We start from the raw sequence: 16,104 nt of genomic DNA on the forward strand, positions 1-16,104 counted from the left end.
CAGGCTCCTTGTGGCGTGCGTTATGGATGCAAGGAGCTGAGTTCATTGCGCGGCTGCGCGCAAGCGGCATTCCGCGCAGGCCAGCATAAGGACCGATACCCCATGTCAACTCAACCTCTCGAAGACACCTTCTCCATTCGCGAAATGAAACGCTGCGACATCGAAGCCCTGTTGGCCTTCGAAATCGAGAATCGCGAGTGGTTCGAATCGCACATCGAGGCTCGGGCCGCTGCGTTCTATTCGCTGCAAGGTGTGGGTAGTCATATTGATGAGTACCTGTGCGCCATGGCGGCGGGCACCTGGCATCCGTTCGTCATTGAGGATCACAGCGCAAGGATCGTGGGACGAGCCAATCTGAAGAACATCAACACTGCACCGAACACTGCGGAGGTGGGTTACCGCGTCGCTCGAAACGCGGGAGGCCAAGGCTTGGCGACGCTGGCGCTCAGGCATCTGATTCAGCAGGCACGTGAACGCTGGCGCCTGACGCAATTGATTGCCTTCGTGTATACGGCAAATGTCGGATCGGCCAAAGTACTCGACCGTTGTGGATTTTCCCTCGCAGCGTCGGACGAAAGCCCGAGCTGCGGCGAACGTCGATTCATTCGTTCGCTCTGACGCGGCTTTTTAATACTTCGCAGCCAGTCACACTTCGCAGCCAGAATCTCAAATCGGGTGTGCTGTAGCCATCCAGTTTTCCGGCGGCCGCGATCGGACTCACCACCGCCGGTAAGCCGGAGGGCTGCAGAACCGGTATCTGCGCAACCCTGGCCTGATCGTGCGTTACCGCGAAGCGCCCGCTGCGAGGGCCCTTGCCGTGTGCAGCTTCTTGTAGCTATCGATCAGCCGCAGGTGCCGGTCCAGCCCTTCCAGCTTCATGCTGGTTGGCGTCAGGCCATGGAAGCGCACGCTGCCGTTGACCGAGCCGATGGCAGCGTCCATACGCTCGTTGCCGAACATCCTGCGCAAATTGACCTCGTAATCCTCCAGCGCCAGATCCTCGTCCAATTGCATTTCCAGCACGGCATTCACCGCCTGGTAGAACAGGCCGCGCTCAACGGTGTTGTCGTTGTACTGCAGAAACGCTTCCACCAAATCCTTGGCTTTTTCGTACTTCTGCAAGGCCAGATAGATCAGCAGTTTCAGCTCCAGAATGGTCAGCTGGCCCCAGGCAGTGTTGTCGTCGAACTCGATGCCAATCAGGGTCGTGATGTCGGTGTAATCGTCCAGTTCGCTGTCTTCCAGGCGCTGGGCCAGCGTTCTGAGGCCGACTTTGCTCAGGTTGTGCAGGTTGAGGATGTCGGCGCGGAACAGCAGCGCCTTGTTGGTGTTGTCCCAGATCAGATCCTCGATCGGATATATCTCCGAATAATCAGGGACCAGAATGCGGCAGGCGGTAGCGCCAAGGTCTTGGTAAACCGCCATGTAGGCTTCCTTGCCCATGTTTTCGAGAATGCCGAACAGCGTCGCGGCCTCTTCGGCGTTGGCTGTCGCTTTTGCACTGGCGCCGCCCTGGCTTGAGAAGTCCCATTCGACGAATTCGTAATCGGCCCTCGCGCTGAAGAAGCGCCAGGACACTACCCCGCTCGAATCGATGAAGTGCTCAACGAAGTTGTTCGGCTCGGTGACCGCATGGCCTTCGAACGTCGGTTGCGGCAGATCGTTCAGGCCTTCGAAACTGCGACCTTGCAGCAATTCGGTTAGGCTGCGTTCCAGCGCGACCTCAAAGCTTGGGTGTGCGCCGAAGGAGGCGAACACCCCGCCGGTGCGCGGGTTCATCAGGGTGACGCACATGACCGGGAATTCACCGCCCAGCGATGCATCCTTGACCAGCACCGGGAAGCCCTGCTCTTCCAGCCCCTGAATGCCGGCGAGAATACCGGGGTATTTGGCGATCACCTCATGCGGCACGTCAGGCAGAGCGATTTCGCCTTCGAGAATTTCGCGCTTGACGGCGCGTTCGAAGATTTCCGACAGGCACTGCACCTGGGCTTCGGCCAGCGTATTGCCAGCGCTCATTCCATTGCTCAGGTACAGGTTTTCGATCAGGTTGGACGGGAAATACACCGTCTGGCCGTCCGACTGACGCACGAACGGCAGGGAAACGATGCCCCGCTGCGTGTTACCGGAATTGGTGTCGAACAAATGCGAACCGCGCAGTTCGCCGTCGCGGTTGTAAATCTTCAGGCAGTATGGGTCAAGAATCTCGCTCGGCAAGGCGTCATCGGGGCCGGGCTGGAACCAGCGCTCGTCGGGGTAATGCACAAACGCAGCGTTGGCGATGTCTTCGCCCCAGAACTGATCGTTGTAGAAGAAGTTGCAATTCAGACGCTCGATGAATTCGCCCAGTGCCGACGCCAGTGCACTCTCTTTGGTCGCGCCCTTGCCGTTGGTAAAGCACATCGGCGAATGGGCATCGCGGATGTGCAGCGACCATACGTTGGGCACGATATTGCGCCACGAGGCGATTTCGATCTTCATGCCCAGCCGCGCCAGAATGGACGACATGTTGGCAATGGTCTGCTCCAGCGGCAGGTCCTTGCCGGCTATATAAGTGCTCGCCCCCTCGGTACTGGATGCTGGCATCAGCAACGCCTGGGCATCGGCATCGAGATTTTCGACTTCCTCTATCACGAACTCAGGGCCAGCCTGCACCACTTTCTTGACCGTGCAGCGGTCGATGGAGCGAAGAATGCCCAGCCGATCCTTTTCGGAAATATCGGCGGGCAACTCGACCTGAATCTTGAAGATCTGGTTGTAACGGTTTTCCGGGTCGACAATATTGTTTTGCGAAAGGCGAATGTGATCGGTGGGGATATTGCGCGTCTGGCAGTACAACTTAACGAAGTAGGCCGCGCACAAGGCCGACGACGCCAGAAAGTAATCGAACGGCCCCGGCGCCGAGCCATCGCCTTTGTAGCGAATGGGCTGATCGGCAATCACCGTGAAATCGTCGAACTTGGCTTCAAGTCTAAGATTGTCGAGAAAGTTGACCTTGATTTCCATGCGGCAGTACCAGAAGCGAAAAACGAGAGGCCGCCATTATCCGGGTTTCCCACCGGATGTCTTGCGCTTTTCCGGCTGCGGGCCACCCTCACGCAACGGCGCGTCTGTGAAACGTCGCCGTCGAATGAAGGGGCATGGATGCTTCTGAAGGTTAGCGGGATTTACTTGCGATGACCTTCGACAGGATGACTACCGTCGCAGGCCGGTTGATCCGGTTCGTTGGTGCAGTTGTCATCCTGATAGCCAAAGTACTGGCACCCTGCGCACATCAAGAACAGGAGGGCCACTGTGAGCTTCTTCATCGGTTCACCATCACTTCTGTTTCAAATGCGTGATCGCCTTGTTCGCCTGATCAGCGCACTTCTTGTAGTCACCCGATTCATGGGCGGCCTTGGCCTGTTGGTGTTCATGGTGCCCGGAGGCGCTGTAGTCGGCATCCGTGGTCGCCTTCAGTTTACCGAGGGCCTCTTCACATTCGTGATGATCGTCCTTGGCGAAGGCCGGTTGACTGATTGCAAGAGCGGTCAGAAGACACAAAGAAAAAAAGCGCATATCTCATTCCTTATAGATTGATCGCAGCCTGGGTCGTTGCCTGGCTGGTATCAGAGGTGTTTCTTGGCTTCCTTGTCGACATGCTTGTCGGCTTTGTGACGCTCTTCATCATCGTGTTTTACGCCCTTGTCCACCTCGTCGGCATCGTGCTTAACCCCCTTGTCGACTTCTTTTGCGCCATCGTCGACGCCTCTGTCCAGCTCTTGGTTATCGTGCTTTATACCGTCGGCCACATCGCCCTCGGCAAATGCCAGCGGCGCCAGCGAACCGGTGAGCAACAACGTAACGGCAATTGAAGAAACCCACTTACGCATAGTAAAACTCCTGAGTGAACTGCTGGGTCTTCTTGTACCCATCAAGTTTTAGCCTAGACAGTGTTGATCCTTTCTGCATGCAATCTGTCGGAAAATCCCCAACCCTTATATGAAGATGCTCTCAACGGGACAGCGCTTGTCGCACCCACGTTAGTGAGTATTCCTACCTGTAACCTGCCTTCAGCTCTCTTGTGCGGTCCAGCATCAGTTGTAAATGTGAAAAATTCGTAAACACTTATTACCAATTGTGTATATTTCGCATTCGCATTCTTATTACCGATCAATTTTCTGCTCCCGACTCAGGAAACCACCCGTGAAAGCCCGCCTACCTGCCTGCCTGATCCTGGCTGGCGCCTGCAGCACCACGCCTCTCGTTTATGGGGCTGAAATCACCCTCCCCTCCACTCAGATCCAAAGCGACGGCATGCCAGCCGACGATCAAAGCCTGGGTTATCAGGGCAAGACAGCCACCAGCACGACGCGCCTGGGGCTATCGGACAAGGAAACGCCGCAAGCGGTCACTACCGTGACCCGCGACCAGATCGACGACTTCAGGATGAACAGCGTCAAGCAGGCTTTGCGCGCAGCGCCGTCAGTGACGGTCGAGCAGATCGAGACCGATCGTACCCAGTTCACCTCGCGCGGCTTTGACATCACCACCTTCGAATACGACGGCATGGGCATGCCTTTCACCGGTGACTTGCTGGTGGGCGATCAGGACCTGGCCGAGTACGAGCAAATCGATGTGCTTCACGGCGCCAACGGTTTAATGAGCGGCACCGGCAACCCATCGGCCACCGTCAATTTCGTGCGCAAGCGTCCGACCAAGCAATTGCAGGCCAAAATCGGTACCAGCGTCGGCTCCTGGGACAACCGTCGGGTGGACGTCGACGTTTCCGGCCCGCTGACCGACAGCGGCAACGTGCGCGGGCGTTTCATCTATGCCCATGACAAAGGCAACTCCTATCTGGACCGCTACAGTCACGAACTAAACGTGGCGGCGGGCCTGCTGGACTTCGACCTTTCCGATGCCGACACCCTGACCGTCGGTTTCTCCCAGCACGACAGCAACGCCAATGCCAGCAGTTGGGGCAACCTGCCGCTGGCCGATGCGGACGGTAACCCGATCCACTACAGCGGGCGCAGCGCCAACGTCGGCCAGCCATGGACCTACTGGAATGTGCACACCCAGCGCACCTTTGCCGAACTCAAGCATGACTTCGGCAACGGCTGGACCAGCAAACTGTCGCTGACCGGCATCCGCCAGTATCAGGACACAGACATGTTCTACATCTCCGGCGTCACCGGCGATGATGCGACAGCGTTTGCCACCCATATCACCAGCAAGACCGACCAGATGATCGGCGAGGCACAGCTTTCCGGACCTTTCACGCTGTTTGGCCGCGATCATGAGCTGACCTTGGGTACCAACTATGGCCGCACGCATTTGAAGGCCAACGAGCATGATATTGGCGAGGGTGAGGCGGGTTACTACGACACCAGCTTCTCGGGTGCACTGGCAGGCGCGACCGTTCGCCCGCCCTTGAACTGGACCTCGCAGACCAATAACCAGAACTACCGCGATACGCAAAAGAGTGTTTATGCCGGGGCCCGTTTCAGCCTGATGGATGACCTGCATTGGATCGTCGGGGCGCGAATGCTCAGTGCCGATGGCAGCGGTCTGGACTACGGCGTTGATCACGATACCCGCGAGCACGGCAAGGTCACGCCATATACCGGCCTGGTGTACGACCTCAATGACCGCTGGAGCGTCTACGGCAGCTGGACGCGGATTTTCAGCCCGCAATACAAGGTGGGCCTGGACGGCAGAATGCTGGACCCGCTGGAAGGCACCAGTGAAGAAATCGGCCTCAAGGGCAGCCTGGACAATGGCCTGAACCTGACCGCCGCAGCGTTCAAGACCAAGCAGCAAAACGTCTCTGAGTACGTAGGTCTCGTCGGTAGCCAGACTGTTTACAACGCGTTGGACTACAAGAGCCACGGCATCGAACTGCAGGCCTCCGGAGAAGCCTTGCCGGGTCTGGACGTGCTTGCAGGCTACACCTATGTGCGCATCGATGATGACAACGGCGATCGTGCCCGCAAGTACGTGCCAACCCACAGCGTTCGCGGCATGGCCACCTATCGACTGCCGGGGCTGCCACAGGCCAGGGTCGGCGCGCGCGTGAGCTGGCAGGGGCCGGTGGAGAACGATGGCAACAGCGCGATTCGCCAAAACGCCTACGCGCTGGTGGACCTGATGACCGGCTACGACATCGATCAGCACTGGAGCACGTCGCTTAACCTGAACAACGTCACCGATCGCAAATACCTGATGTCGCTGTACAACAGCGCGACCAGCGCCAACTACGGCGCACCGCGTAACCTGACTGCGTCGCTGACCTGGACTTACTGAAGCGCGCCTGTCCTGCGGTTTTCCCGACTACTGATGTGCAGCGGTCCGGCTTGCCAGCGGTGGTGGCTGCAAGGTCGTTATCGCCGGCAATCCGGACCGCTTCAGGTCACATCATGGCCCAGCCTCAGTCCAGATCCGCCGCCGAATGCCGCTCCGTTACCTGCTCGCCGTCCTCGCCCCAGGTCCGGTTGACTCGCAAGCCGCGTATCACCGCAGGACGGTTGGCGATTTCTTCAGCCCAGCGTTGCACATGGGTGTACTCCTCGGCGGCAAGGAAGTGGGCAGCATCATAGACAGTGCCGCGCACCAACTGGCCGTACCACGACCACACCGCGATGTCAGAGATGCTGTATTGGTCGCCTCCAAGGTAAGGGCTTTCGGCCAGACGGCGATCCAGTACATCCAGCTGACGCTTGGCTTCCATGGTGAAGCGATTGATGGCGTATTCGATCTTTTCCGGGGCATAAACATAAAAATGCCCGAAGCCGCCGCCCAGATAAGGAGCCGCACCCATTTGCCAGAACAGCCAATTCAGGGTTTCGGTTCGGCCTGCAGGATCGCTGGGCAACAAGGCGCCGAATTTTTCCGCCAGGTACAACAGAATAGAACCGGATTCGAACACGCGCACAGGTGGCTCGACGCTGCGGTCGAGCAAAGCCGGGATCTTGGAGTTGGGATTGATCTGGACGAAACCGCTGGAGAACTGGTCGCCCTCGCCAATGCGAATCAGCCAGGCGTCGTATTCAGCTTCGTGCTTGCCCAGCGCCAGCAGCTCTTCGAGCATGATGGTGACCTTCACACCGTTGGGAGTCGCCAGCGAATAGAGCTGCAGCGGTTGTTTGCCCACAGGCAGGGTTTTCTCATGGGTGGGGCCGGCGACGGGACGGTTGATTTTGGAAAACTGGCCGCCGGAGCCGGCTTCGTTTTTCCAGACCTTGGGGGGAACGTACGCTGAGTTAGTCATTAAACAAGCCTCCAGAGTGAGTCACTGACGGTGATCCATGAAGCGCCGCAAAACCAGGCGGCAAGGCCTGACCTACCGGGGTGCGATTGAGAGCGGTTGAGGGTATGCAGTTACCTTGGGGCGACTCAAGCACATTTCAATCGCGGCGCTCAGGCAGATAAGCTCGGGTTTCCATTGCTTCCCGGCTGCCTGGCAGCCCGTTCCCAAGGAGCCCGCCGAGCATGCATCCGCCCTTTTCAGGCGCCAAGATCGCTGTCATCTGCGAAGGTCTTTTGCTGACCTACCTGCGCGACGACCTGCCGTCGATTCCCTGGCCCGGACGCTGGGACCTGCCCGGTGGCGGTCGCGAAGGCGACGAAACCCCTGAGCAGTGCGCACTTCGGGAAACTCACGAAGAGTTTGGCCTGACCTTAAAACCCGAGTGGATCGTGTACGAGCGGGTTTATCCGGGCCAGGGCATGAAGGGTCAGGACACCTGGTTTCTGGTGGCCAGGGTTCCCAAGGGCACGTTCGATCAGGTGGTTTTTGGCGACGAAGGCCAGCGCTGGGAGATCATAACCATCGAACGGTTTCTGGCGCTGCCGGACGCTATCGCTGCGCTGCAACATAGGCTGCACGAGTACCTGTCAACTGCGCCTGGACAGCCGCCTTGTCGATGACCGAATAAACGCTGTGGATACGCCCGCCACTGAACTCATAGAAGACGTTCTCGGTGAAACTGACCCGCTGGCCATTGACCGCCAAGCCGAATAATTGCCCCACTGGGGTGCAGTCGAAGCACAGCCGCGCGGCGATATGCGGGGGGTCGGCCAGCAACAAATCGATGACGAACTGCAGATCGGGAATGGCACGGAAATCGTTTTCCAGCATCTCCCGGTAACCGGCGAGGCCGATCCACTGGCCGTTGTAATGCACCTCGTCATCGACGAACTGACCCAGTGCAGACCAATCCTGACGATTCAGGCAATCGATATAGGCACGGTACAGGTTAAGGACTTCTGGTTCCGGCATGGGCACGCTCCCTGGTTTGCCGCTGCGGTTGCAGCTTTGGGTATTAGGGCGCAAGGCGACACGGAGAGTTCAAGGGACAGGTGCGCTGAGGTGCAGTGCGCTGCGAGACAAGGCCACGCATCAAGTAGCAGAGGTCGCGTTCAGGCAGCTCCGACACCACCGCCGACAGCCAGGCGGCTCAGCGTCCTGTTGTCGGTAGGCTCATCGGTAGCTTGGTCAGTTGCCCGCCACTTGCGCCACTTCACCGGCACTCACCAGGGCCTTGAGCGAGGCATCGAACTGCTTGAGCGCCTGGATTTGCAAATCACGCTGCTGGTCGATCTGCAGGGCGATTTGCGCAGCGGCCTTATCGTGAACCCAGACAGAGGTCAGCTCCCGGGTCCCCAGGCCTTGGGCCTTGCCGATGTATTGCAGATTCGAGTCATAGAACTTCGCAATGAAACGAGCCTGAACCTTACTATTGCGTTGAGTGACGAGCTGATTGTAAGTGTCGAGCATGACCACCACGTCAGGGCGCGCCTGCATTAAGGCGTCGAGGCTGCCGTAGACCGTCACCGACGCAAATTGCCGGACAAGGGAAGAGTTAAGCCAGTCGATCGCCAGCTTCGGATCGGAACTGTCGACGAATGCCTGGCGGATTCGTGAGTCCACCGCGCCGTTCCTGGCGCCGTTCAACGCTACAGCGTGGTATTGCTCAAGATAGTGCAGCGTACTGACCGTGTTCTCGCTGTAAAGCACACCGACCGACTGCGACCGTTTGAGCGCCACGCCGCTGTCAGCAACGGGCATCAGGTGGCAAGACTGCTCCTCGGTAACCGACGGCGTAGGGACAATCGCCGCACTGGCAGCATAGACAGGGGCATGGAGGGCAACACCACCGGTCAGTAGCGCGACCAGCGTCAGCACGGTAGAAATTCTCATCGCGGGTGTCCTTCCAAAACCGGTTCGGTATGGCGTTATCCTGCTCCTTTAAATGAAAAAAAGAACTCGCATTGCGTGATGTTAACTATCGATTTCACCAATGGTAGGCCTGCTGAGAAGGTCCTTTACGCTTTTCTGAATAAAGCACCTTAGCAATAGGCTTTTTCAGACTAACTCAGTACGCGAAGTTGCCGATGACCTGGCGAACCTGTTGCAGCGCCTGTTGCAACGCGTCCATCCCGACCGAACCTAACGCCAGCCGAACGGCATGTGGCACGGGGCTGGAAACGGCGAAGGCTTCAGCGGTGGACACCGCGATATTCATCGCCAGCAGCGCCACGACCACCTGATCCGCCCGCACCTCTTCGGGCAGCGGCAACCACAGAAAATACGAGGTCCAATGGCCGACGACGGTCATCCCGCTGAACGCCTGCTTCGCCAAGGCTTGGCGCTGTTTTGCGTCGTGGCGTTTTTCGGCTTCAAGCCGCGCGACGGTGCCGTCCTCGATCCAGCCGCAGACCAGCGCGGTCATCACCCCGGGCGTATTCCAGGTGGTGGCCCTGATCGTTCTCTCGATAGCAGGCACCCAGTGCAAGGGCGCGACCACGAAACCGACGCGCAAGCCAGTGGCGACGTTCTTCGAGAAACCGGACACATAGACCGTCCGCTCCGGCGCCAGCGCCCGCAGCGGAACGGGCGGCGTTTCGGCCAGGAAGGCGTAGGCCGCGTCTTCGATCAGCAGCAAGCCGTGTTGGCGCGCAATGCCCACCAACCGCTGGCGCCACGGCAGGCCCATGACCCAGCCCATGGGATTGTGCAGGGTCGGCATCGTGTAAACCGCTTTGATGCGCCGTTTGCGGCAGAGCTGCTCCAGTGCATCCAGGTCAGGCCCCGTGTCGCTCAACGCAATAGGCACCAGTTCCAGCCGCTGGGCGTCGGCGAGCACCTTGAAGCCCGAGTAGGTCAGCGCATCGACCGCGACCACATCCCCCGGCTTGAGCAAGGCCATGACCGTGGCGGCAAGCCCATGTTGTGCGCCACTGACGATCAGCACCTGTTCGGCCTGTGCTGCCAGTCCGCGATCGGCCAGGTGCCGGGCGATACAGCCACGTTCATGGGCGCGCCCGGCATGGGGCTGATACCGCAACAGTGCGTCCAGATCCCCTGACAGAGCCAATTGCCGCAAGCCGCTGCGCAGCAACTCGGCTTGGCCGGGCAGTGTTGGGTAATTGAAATTCAGGTCCAGCACACCGACCGCTCCGGCCTGCTGGTCGATACCGTGGCCGAGCGGCAGCGCGATCTCCCGCACGAACGTCCCCCTGCCCGTCTCGCCGCTGATCAGGCCCATCGCTTGCAGTTCGGCGTAGACCCTGGACGCGGTCACCAATGCCAACCCGTGCTGCGCGGCCAACTGGCGGTGCGTGGGCAGGCGACTACCCGGCGGCAGTGCACCGGAGGAAATCTCGCTGGCAAAGGTGTCAACGATTGTCTTGTAGCGGGCGCGAGGCATCGGCGGTGTATCCATGACAATTTTTTGATTGTAATGATTCTGCGCTCTAGGATTCGCCAACCGCAACCGCACGTCCCTACCCTCCCACACCGAACCTCATCCGATCACCGCTGCCTCAATGAGCCTGTCACCATGCAAACAGCTCCACATCCGCAACACCGACGCCAGGATCAGACCGCCGGCGGCTGGATCAACGGCCTGATCGGCGTGGTGATTTTCAGCGGTTCACTGCCGGCGACGCGTATCGCGGTCCAGGAGTTCGCCCCCGTGTTCCTGACGGTCGCGCGCGCCTCGATTGCCGGCATCGTGGCCTTGTGCGTGCTGTTGCTGCTCAGGCACACCTGCCCTGCCAGGCATCAACTGCTGGCGTTGTGCATCGTCGCGCTGGGAGTGGTAATCGGGTTTCCACTGCTCACGGCGCTGGCGCTGCAATACGTCACCTCCGCGCATTCGATTGTGTTCGTCGGCCTTTTGCCGTTGGCGACCGCTGTCTTTGCCGTGCTGCGTGGCGGTGAACGGCCTCGCCCTGTGTTCTGGCTGTTCTCATTGCTGGGCAGTTCGCTGGTGGTCGGCTTTGCCGTGTCCCAAGGCCTAACCGCGTCGCCGACGGGCGACTTGCTGATGCTGCTGGCGATTCTGGTGTGCGGCCTGGGTTACGCCGAAGGCGCCAGGCTTTCCAGGACGCTGGGCGGCTGGCAGGTGATCTGCTGGGCGCTCGTCCTGTCGCTGCCGATCATGCTGCCGCTGAGCTGGCTTACTGCGCCGTCTTCTTTTGCGCACATCAGCCTGCCAGCGTGGCTAAGCCTGGGCTACGTCTCGCTGTTTAGCATGTTGATCGGCTTTGTGTTCTGGTATCGCGGTCTGGTGCAGGGTGGGATTGCCGCGGTGGGTCAGTTGCAACTGCTACAGCCCTTTTTCGGCTTGGCGCTGGCGGTGACGCTGCTGCACGAGCAGGTCAGCGTGACCATGATCGTGGTCACCGTCGCCGTCATCCTGTGCGTGGCGGGGGCGCGCAAAGGCACCCGCTGATCGACGCCCAGGCGTGGGTGCCTGGGCTTAACCGGCCACCGCCGCCGGGATGCGTTTGGCGTACACCAGCAGCCCGCTCAGGCAGATCAGCGCCATGCCGAACGCTGATGACAGCGCTGGATAACTGTCGAAAAATACCATTCCATATGCACTGGCGAAGACGATCTGCAGGTAGCCCAAGGGCGCCAGCACTGAGGACGAAGCATAACGATAACTCTTGGCGATCAGAAAATGCGCCGAAAGCCCGAGGCTGCCGAGCACCACCAGCAGCAGCCATTGCGAAGGGCTCGGTGCGACCCAGAAAAACGGCACCGCCAGGCTCAGCAATGCGGTGCTGAACACGCCCACATAAAAGCTGCACACCGCCGGGCTGTCCGATTCCCCAGCCAGTTGCGTGAGCATCTGATAGACCGCGAAACAAAATGCGCACGCCAGCGGGAACAGCATCCACAGGGTAAAGCCGTCACCGCCCGGATTGATCACTACCAGCACGCCGATAAACCCGACGATCACCGACAACCACTGCAAACGATCGGCCCTGATGCCGAACAGCAAGGGCGAAAGGATCGTCACAAAGGCCGGCGCCAGGAACACCAGTGCGGTGGACTCCGCCAGCGGCACATGGGTCAGGCCGAAAAGAAAGGTCAGGCTGTCGCCCAGCAAAAAAACGGCCCTGAGCAGATGCAGCCACGGGCGCCGGGTGTGAAAGGCATCGGTACGCCGATCCCGCAGGATGGCAGCGGTCACCAGCAGCGTATGGATCAGGTAGCGCGACCACGCCACGAAGATCACCGGCAGCGCGAGGATCAGGGTCTTGGAAATGGCGTCATGGCTGGCAAAGACAAAGCCCACGCCAACCATCAACCACATGCCGATGACGTGACGCTGGGAACCGGAAGAAAACTGCATCGGGCCGTCCCGGAGACTGGATGAGTGTGCGGCGCTTGCGCACGCAGTTTAGGCGCGGCTGTCAATCCGCGAAGCTGCGAAGTAGACCACAGGATGGTCCGGCGTCCAATATGCACATTGGCGCCGGCCCAAACCGTCTCGGGCCGTACCGCCGATACACAGTACGGCTAGCCGCTACCGACTACTTAGTGCGGCTTACACGCCAGACCTTGTTGCCCACATCGTCCGCCACCAGCAGCGCACCTTGCTGATCGAGGATCACACCGACCGGACGACCCTGGGCTTGGCCATCGGCATTCAGGAAGCCGGTGAGGAAATCGATCGGCATTCCCGACGGCTGGCCATTCTGGAAGCCAATGAACACCACTTTGTAGCCTGCCTGAGGGTTGCGGTTCCAGGAACCGTGTTCACCGACGAACACGCCGTTGGCGAAGCTCTCCGGCATACCGCGAGCATCCGAATAGGTCAGGCCCAGCGGCGCGACGTGCGTACCCAGCGCGTAATCCGGAGCGATGGCCTTGGCCACCATGTCCGGGCGTGGCGGTTGCACGCGGGTGTCGACGTGGTTGCCGTAGTAGCTCCACGGCCAGCCGTAGAATGCGCCGTCTTTAACGGAGGTCAGGTAGTCAGGCACCAGATCGCTGCCGATTTCGTCACGCTCGTTGACTACGGTCCACAACTCGGTGCTGCCCGGTTTCCAGATCAAGCCGTTGGGGTTGCGCAGGCCACTGGCAAACAGCCGTTTCTGACCGGTCATGGCATCGACTTCCCAGATTGCCGCCCGCCCTTGCTCGGCCTCAATGCCGTTCTCGCCGACGTTGCTATTGGACCCCACGGTCACGTAGAGCTTGCTGCCGTCGCTGTTGGCGACGATGTTTTTGGTCCAGTGATGATTGATACCTGCCGGCAGATCGGTGACTTTAACGGGCGTCGCAGTGATCTCGGTCTGGCCTTCGCTGTACGGCACTTTGACCACTGCGTCGGCGTTGGCAATGAACAACTCGTTACCCACCAATGCCATGCCGTATGGCGAGGTCAGCCCGCTGATAAACACCTTGTGCACTTCTGCCTTGCCATCACCGTCGGCATCACGCAGCAGGGTAATGCGATTGGCGCTCGGTGCCTCGGCCCCGGCACGTCCCATGACGATACCGGTGGCTGTACGCTTGGCCCATGCCAGCAGGCCCGTGCCGCCATCCGTCGTGCCTTCAGGCTTGGGCGGCGTGTTGCTCTCGGCAACCAGCACGTCACCGTTCGGTAATTTGTATAGCCAGCGCGGGTGCTGCAGGTTCTCGGCCAGGGCCTGCACCTTGAAGCCCTCGGGCGCCTTGGGCATTGCGCTGCCAGTCCAGCCCACGGCCTTGGAGACCTTTAACGTTGGAATCAGCGAATGGGTTGGCTCGGGCAACTGCGGCTTGGGGCCAACGCCCGCCTGAAACGGCAGCTTGGACGTTTCACCACAGGCGCTGAGCAACGTAGCAGCGCTTATCAGCAGTGCAAATCGATGCATTGCATTCATCATTGGAACCTCGCGACGGCCATCCATGGGCCTTGTTGAATGTTCAAAGTCTTGATTTTCAAAGTCTTGCGAAGTATCGCCTTGTCGCCCGACGCCAAACAGCCCGGAGGCCGCAAATGACAAATGATCTTCAGGCACGAATCAACCGACCGCGCCGCGAACACAAGGGTTCAACGCTATGCAGGTGGCGGGCGTTGAAACAGCAACCTCCTCAGGCAGCGTGACATCATCGGCGCGCGTCATCCAGGGAACGTGGCAGGCTTGCGCGGGTCATCTGCAACGAGGGGATACCCATGACGACAGTCGATAGACGCACTTTCATCAAAGGGGCACTGGTCGTGGGCGCAGGTTCGATTGCGCTGCCGACCGGCTTTGCCTGGGCGAAGACCATGCAAACACCGAAGACACTTTTGCTGCAACGCAACGGCTGGGTACCGAACAACCCGCGCCTGCCGGTGCTGCATTACAGCGACGTGATGACCGACGGCGAGCTGGCCTCGGCCATGGAAGCGCTGTTCATCCGCAACGGCTGGAAACCGGCCTGGCGTGACGGGGTATTCGATTACCACCACTACCATTCGACCGCCCATGAAGTGTTGGGATTTGCCTCGGGCAGCGCGCGGTTGCTGCTGGGCGGGCCGAATGGCCACGAGGTAACGGTCAACCAGGGCGATGTGGTGCTGTTACCCGCCGGCACCGGCCATTGCCGCGTGTGGGCCAGCGACGATTTCCTGGTGGTCGGCGGCTATCCGCCAGGACAGGACTGGGATATATGCCGCCAAGCGCCCACCCAGGCGATGAGCGAGCGCATGGCCAGGCTCACGTTTCCCGAGACCGACCCGGTAACGGGCCGGGAACCACCGCTAAGCCACTACTGGCCTGTGGCGTGAGTCAGCCGTGCCTGGCCTGCGCCTTACTTAACCAGCCGTTTTTCCCTGGAGGGGCGGTAGCCGAAGTACGCGCTGTAGCATTTGCTGAAATGACTCGGCGAGACGAACCCGCAGGCCACCAGCACCTCTACCTGAGACAGCTCGGTGTGCTGCAGCAGGCGTCTGGCTTCGGTGATACGCAGCTCCAGGTAATAGCGCTGCGGCGTAGTACCCAGTTGCTCTTTGAACAGACGCTCGATCTGCCGCCGCGAACGTCCGGCGTACTCCGCCAGTTGCTCCATTTCCAGCGGTTCTTCAAGGTTGGCTTCCATCAGCTTGACCACTTCCCTGAGCGGCGCACTCATCGAGATGTGGCGGCTGGGCTTGGTGCGCCGGTAACGTGACTCCTCGAACGAGAGGATGTCTTCGATGCCCTCCACGAGCGCCTCGCCGTGCAGCGTTTTGATCCATTCCAGCGCCATGTGGAAAGCTCCGGACGGGCTGGAAGCGGTGAGTCGGTCACGGTCCACCACGAACGGCTCGCTGGTGACATGGCTGACCCGGGCCATTTCCGCCAGCGCTGGACGATGCTCCGGATGGATCGCGCAGCGGTAGCCCTCAAGCAAACCCGCGGCACCGAGAAACCACGCGCCGTTCCACAGACCTGCCAGGGTAAGCCCGCGCTCGGAAGCAATCATCAGCAAAGGGATCAGGGCCTCGTCGACCTTGAGTTCAGTGCGGTAGCCGCCACAGATCACCAGCAGATCGAGGTCCTTGAGCACCGATGGTTCAAGCCGTGCATCAGGGCGGATGACCAATCCCAGATCGCTAACGACCTCGCCTTCGAGCATGCCGAAGGTGCGCGGCGAAAACAGCCGCGGTCGCAGCAGGTTGGCGGTGACGAGGGTATCGAGCATCTGGGTGAAGGCCGGTAGCGAGAAATGTTCAAGCAGCACGAACCCGGCGCGGGTGGCCGTGCCGGGTGGGGGTTTATCGGCGTTAAGGTACCGGTAGTTCTTACCCTGCATGCCGCCACTGAACTCTCGTCTTTCGCTCAACGTTCGCCTCGATGCCCAGATCGCTC

General features: G+C 60.0%; 16 protein-coding genes. 5 read left to right on the top strand and 11 right to left on the bottom strand.

The genetic code is table 11. The features are described from left to right. Positions 1–102 precede the first annotated feature (102 nt). Positions 103–618 carry a GNAT family N-acetyltransferase gene (locus B3I26_RS06515; RefSeq protein ID WP_296256250.1) on the top strand — a complete coding sequence of 172 codons (516 nt, stop codon included), beginning with the start codon at positions 103–105 and terminating at the stop codon, positions 616–618. A gap of 165 nt (positions 619–783) precedes the next feature. Here the strand turns inward: B3I26_RS06515 and B3I26_RS06520 are convergent, their stop codons facing one another. The 4 genes from B3I26_RS06520 to B3I26_RS06535 all read right to left on the bottom strand — a co-directional run bounded on the left by B3I26_RS06520 (position 784) and on the right by B3I26_RS06535 (position 3,872). Beyond that, a complete protein-coding gene (locus tag B3I26_RS06520) occupies positions 784–3,006 on the bottom strand; it encodes an OsmC domain/YcaO domain-containing protein (RefSeq protein WP_296256252.1) in 2,223 nt (740 codons plus the stop codon). Positions 3,007–3,167: 161 nt separating this feature from the next. After that, complete coding sequence (locus tag B3I26_RS06525; RefSeq protein ID WP_296256254.1) at positions 3,168–3,308, bottom strand: hypothetical protein; 141 nt, start codon at positions 3,306–3,308, stop codon at positions 3,168–3,170. 10 nt (positions 3,309–3,318) lie between these two features. After that, positions 3,319–3,558, bottom strand: a complete 240-nt coding sequence (locus B3I26_RS06530; RefSeq protein WP_296256255.1) for a hypothetical protein — start codon at positions 3,556–3,558, stop codon at positions 3,319–3,321. A gap of 50 nt (positions 3,559–3,608) precedes the next feature. Beyond that, a complete protein-coding gene (locus B3I26_RS06535) occupies positions 3,609–3,872 on the bottom strand; it encodes a hypothetical protein (protein ID WP_296256257.1) in 264 nt (87 codons plus the stop codon). A 313-nt stretch (positions 3,873–4,185) separates the two neighbouring features. Between B3I26_RS06535 and B3I26_RS06540 the strand changes: the two genes are divergently transcribed. Then, entirely contained in the window at positions 4,186–6,288 is a 2,103-nt protein-coding gene (locus B3I26_RS06540) for a TonB-dependent siderophore receptor (protein WP_296256259.1), read from the top strand. A 124-nt stretch (positions 6,289–6,412) separates the two neighbouring features. On the opposite strand, the gene yghU is transcribed toward B3I26_RS06540, so the two are convergent. Then, complete coding sequence (gene yghU / locus B3I26_RS06545; protein ID WP_296256260.1) at positions 6,413–7,252, bottom strand: glutathione-dependent disulfide-bond oxidoreductase; 840 nt, start codon at positions 7,250–7,252, stop codon at positions 6,413–6,415. A 221-nt stretch (positions 7,253–7,473) separates the two neighbouring features. Between yghU and B3I26_RS06550 the strand changes: the two genes are divergently transcribed. After that, positions 7,474–7,911, top strand: a complete 438-nt coding sequence (locus tag B3I26_RS06550) for an NUDIX hydrolase (RefSeq protein WP_296256262.1) — start codon at positions 7,474–7,476, stop codon at positions 7,909–7,911. On the opposite strand, the gene B3I26_RS06555 is transcribed toward B3I26_RS06550, so the two are convergent. From B3I26_RS06555 to B3I26_RS06565, 3 genes are all read right to left on the bottom strand, one after another. Further along, positions 7,841–8,263, bottom strand: coding sequence for an ester cyclase (locus tag B3I26_RS06555; RefSeq protein ID WP_296256264.1), 423 nt, complete (start codon positions 8,261–8,263; stop codon positions 7,841–7,843). The two genes, B3I26_RS06550 and B3I26_RS06555, sit on opposite strands and share 71 nt — an antisense overlap. 216 nt (positions 8,264–8,479) lie before the next feature. Next, positions 8,480–9,184, bottom strand: coding sequence for an ATPase (locus tag B3I26_RS06560; RefSeq protein ID WP_296256266.1), 705 nt, complete (start codon positions 9,182–9,184; stop codon positions 8,480–8,482). A 175-nt stretch (positions 9,185–9,359) separates the two neighbouring features. Then, complete coding sequence (locus tag B3I26_RS06565; protein WP_296256268.1) at positions 9,360–10,694, bottom strand: PLP-dependent aminotransferase family protein; 1,335 nt, start codon at positions 10,692–10,694, stop codon at positions 9,360–9,362. Positions 10,695–10,826: 132 nt separating this feature from the next. Between B3I26_RS06565 and B3I26_RS06570 the strand changes: the two genes are divergently transcribed. Then, positions 10,827–11,723 (top strand): DMT family transporter, encoded by an 897-nt coding sequence (locus B3I26_RS06570; RefSeq protein WP_296256270.1) that lies wholly within the window; start codon positions 10,827–10,829, stop codon positions 11,721–11,723. A 27-nt stretch (positions 11,724–11,750) separates the two neighbouring features. Here the strand turns inward: B3I26_RS06570 and B3I26_RS06575 are convergent, their stop codons facing one another. Both B3I26_RS06575 and B3I26_RS06580 read right to left on the bottom strand, forming a co-directional pair. Next, complete coding sequence (locus tag B3I26_RS06575; protein WP_296256271.1) at positions 11,751–12,632, bottom strand: DMT family transporter; 882 nt, start codon at positions 12,630–12,632, stop codon at positions 11,751–11,753. A gap of 181 nt (positions 12,633–12,813) precedes the next feature. Beyond that, positions 12,814–14,151 (bottom strand): PQQ-dependent sugar dehydrogenase, encoded by a 1,338-nt coding sequence (locus B3I26_RS06580; RefSeq protein WP_296256479.1) that lies wholly within the window; start codon positions 14,149–14,151, stop codon positions 12,814–12,816. A 293-nt stretch (positions 14,152–14,444) separates the two neighbouring features. On the opposite strand from B3I26_RS06580, the gene B3I26_RS06585 reads away from it, so the two are divergent. After that, complete coding sequence (locus B3I26_RS06585) at positions 14,445–15,041, top strand: cupin (protein ID WP_296256273.1); 597 nt, start codon at positions 14,445–14,447, stop codon at positions 15,039–15,041. Between the two features lie 23 nt (positions 15,042–15,064). On the opposite strand, the gene B3I26_RS06590 is transcribed toward B3I26_RS06585, so the two are convergent. Beyond that, positions 15,065–16,048 (bottom strand): GlxA family transcriptional regulator, encoded by a 984-nt coding sequence (locus B3I26_RS06590; protein ID WP_296256481.1) that lies wholly within the window; start codon positions 16,046–16,048, stop codon positions 15,065–15,067. Positions 16,049–16,104: the final 56 nt, after the last annotated feature.

Source organism: Pseudomonas sp. UBA5706 (assembly GCF_002419965.1).
In the GTDB taxonomy this organism is placed as follows: domain Bacteria; phylum Pseudomonadota; class Gammaproteobacteria; order Pseudomonadales; family Pseudomonadaceae; genus Aquipseudomonas.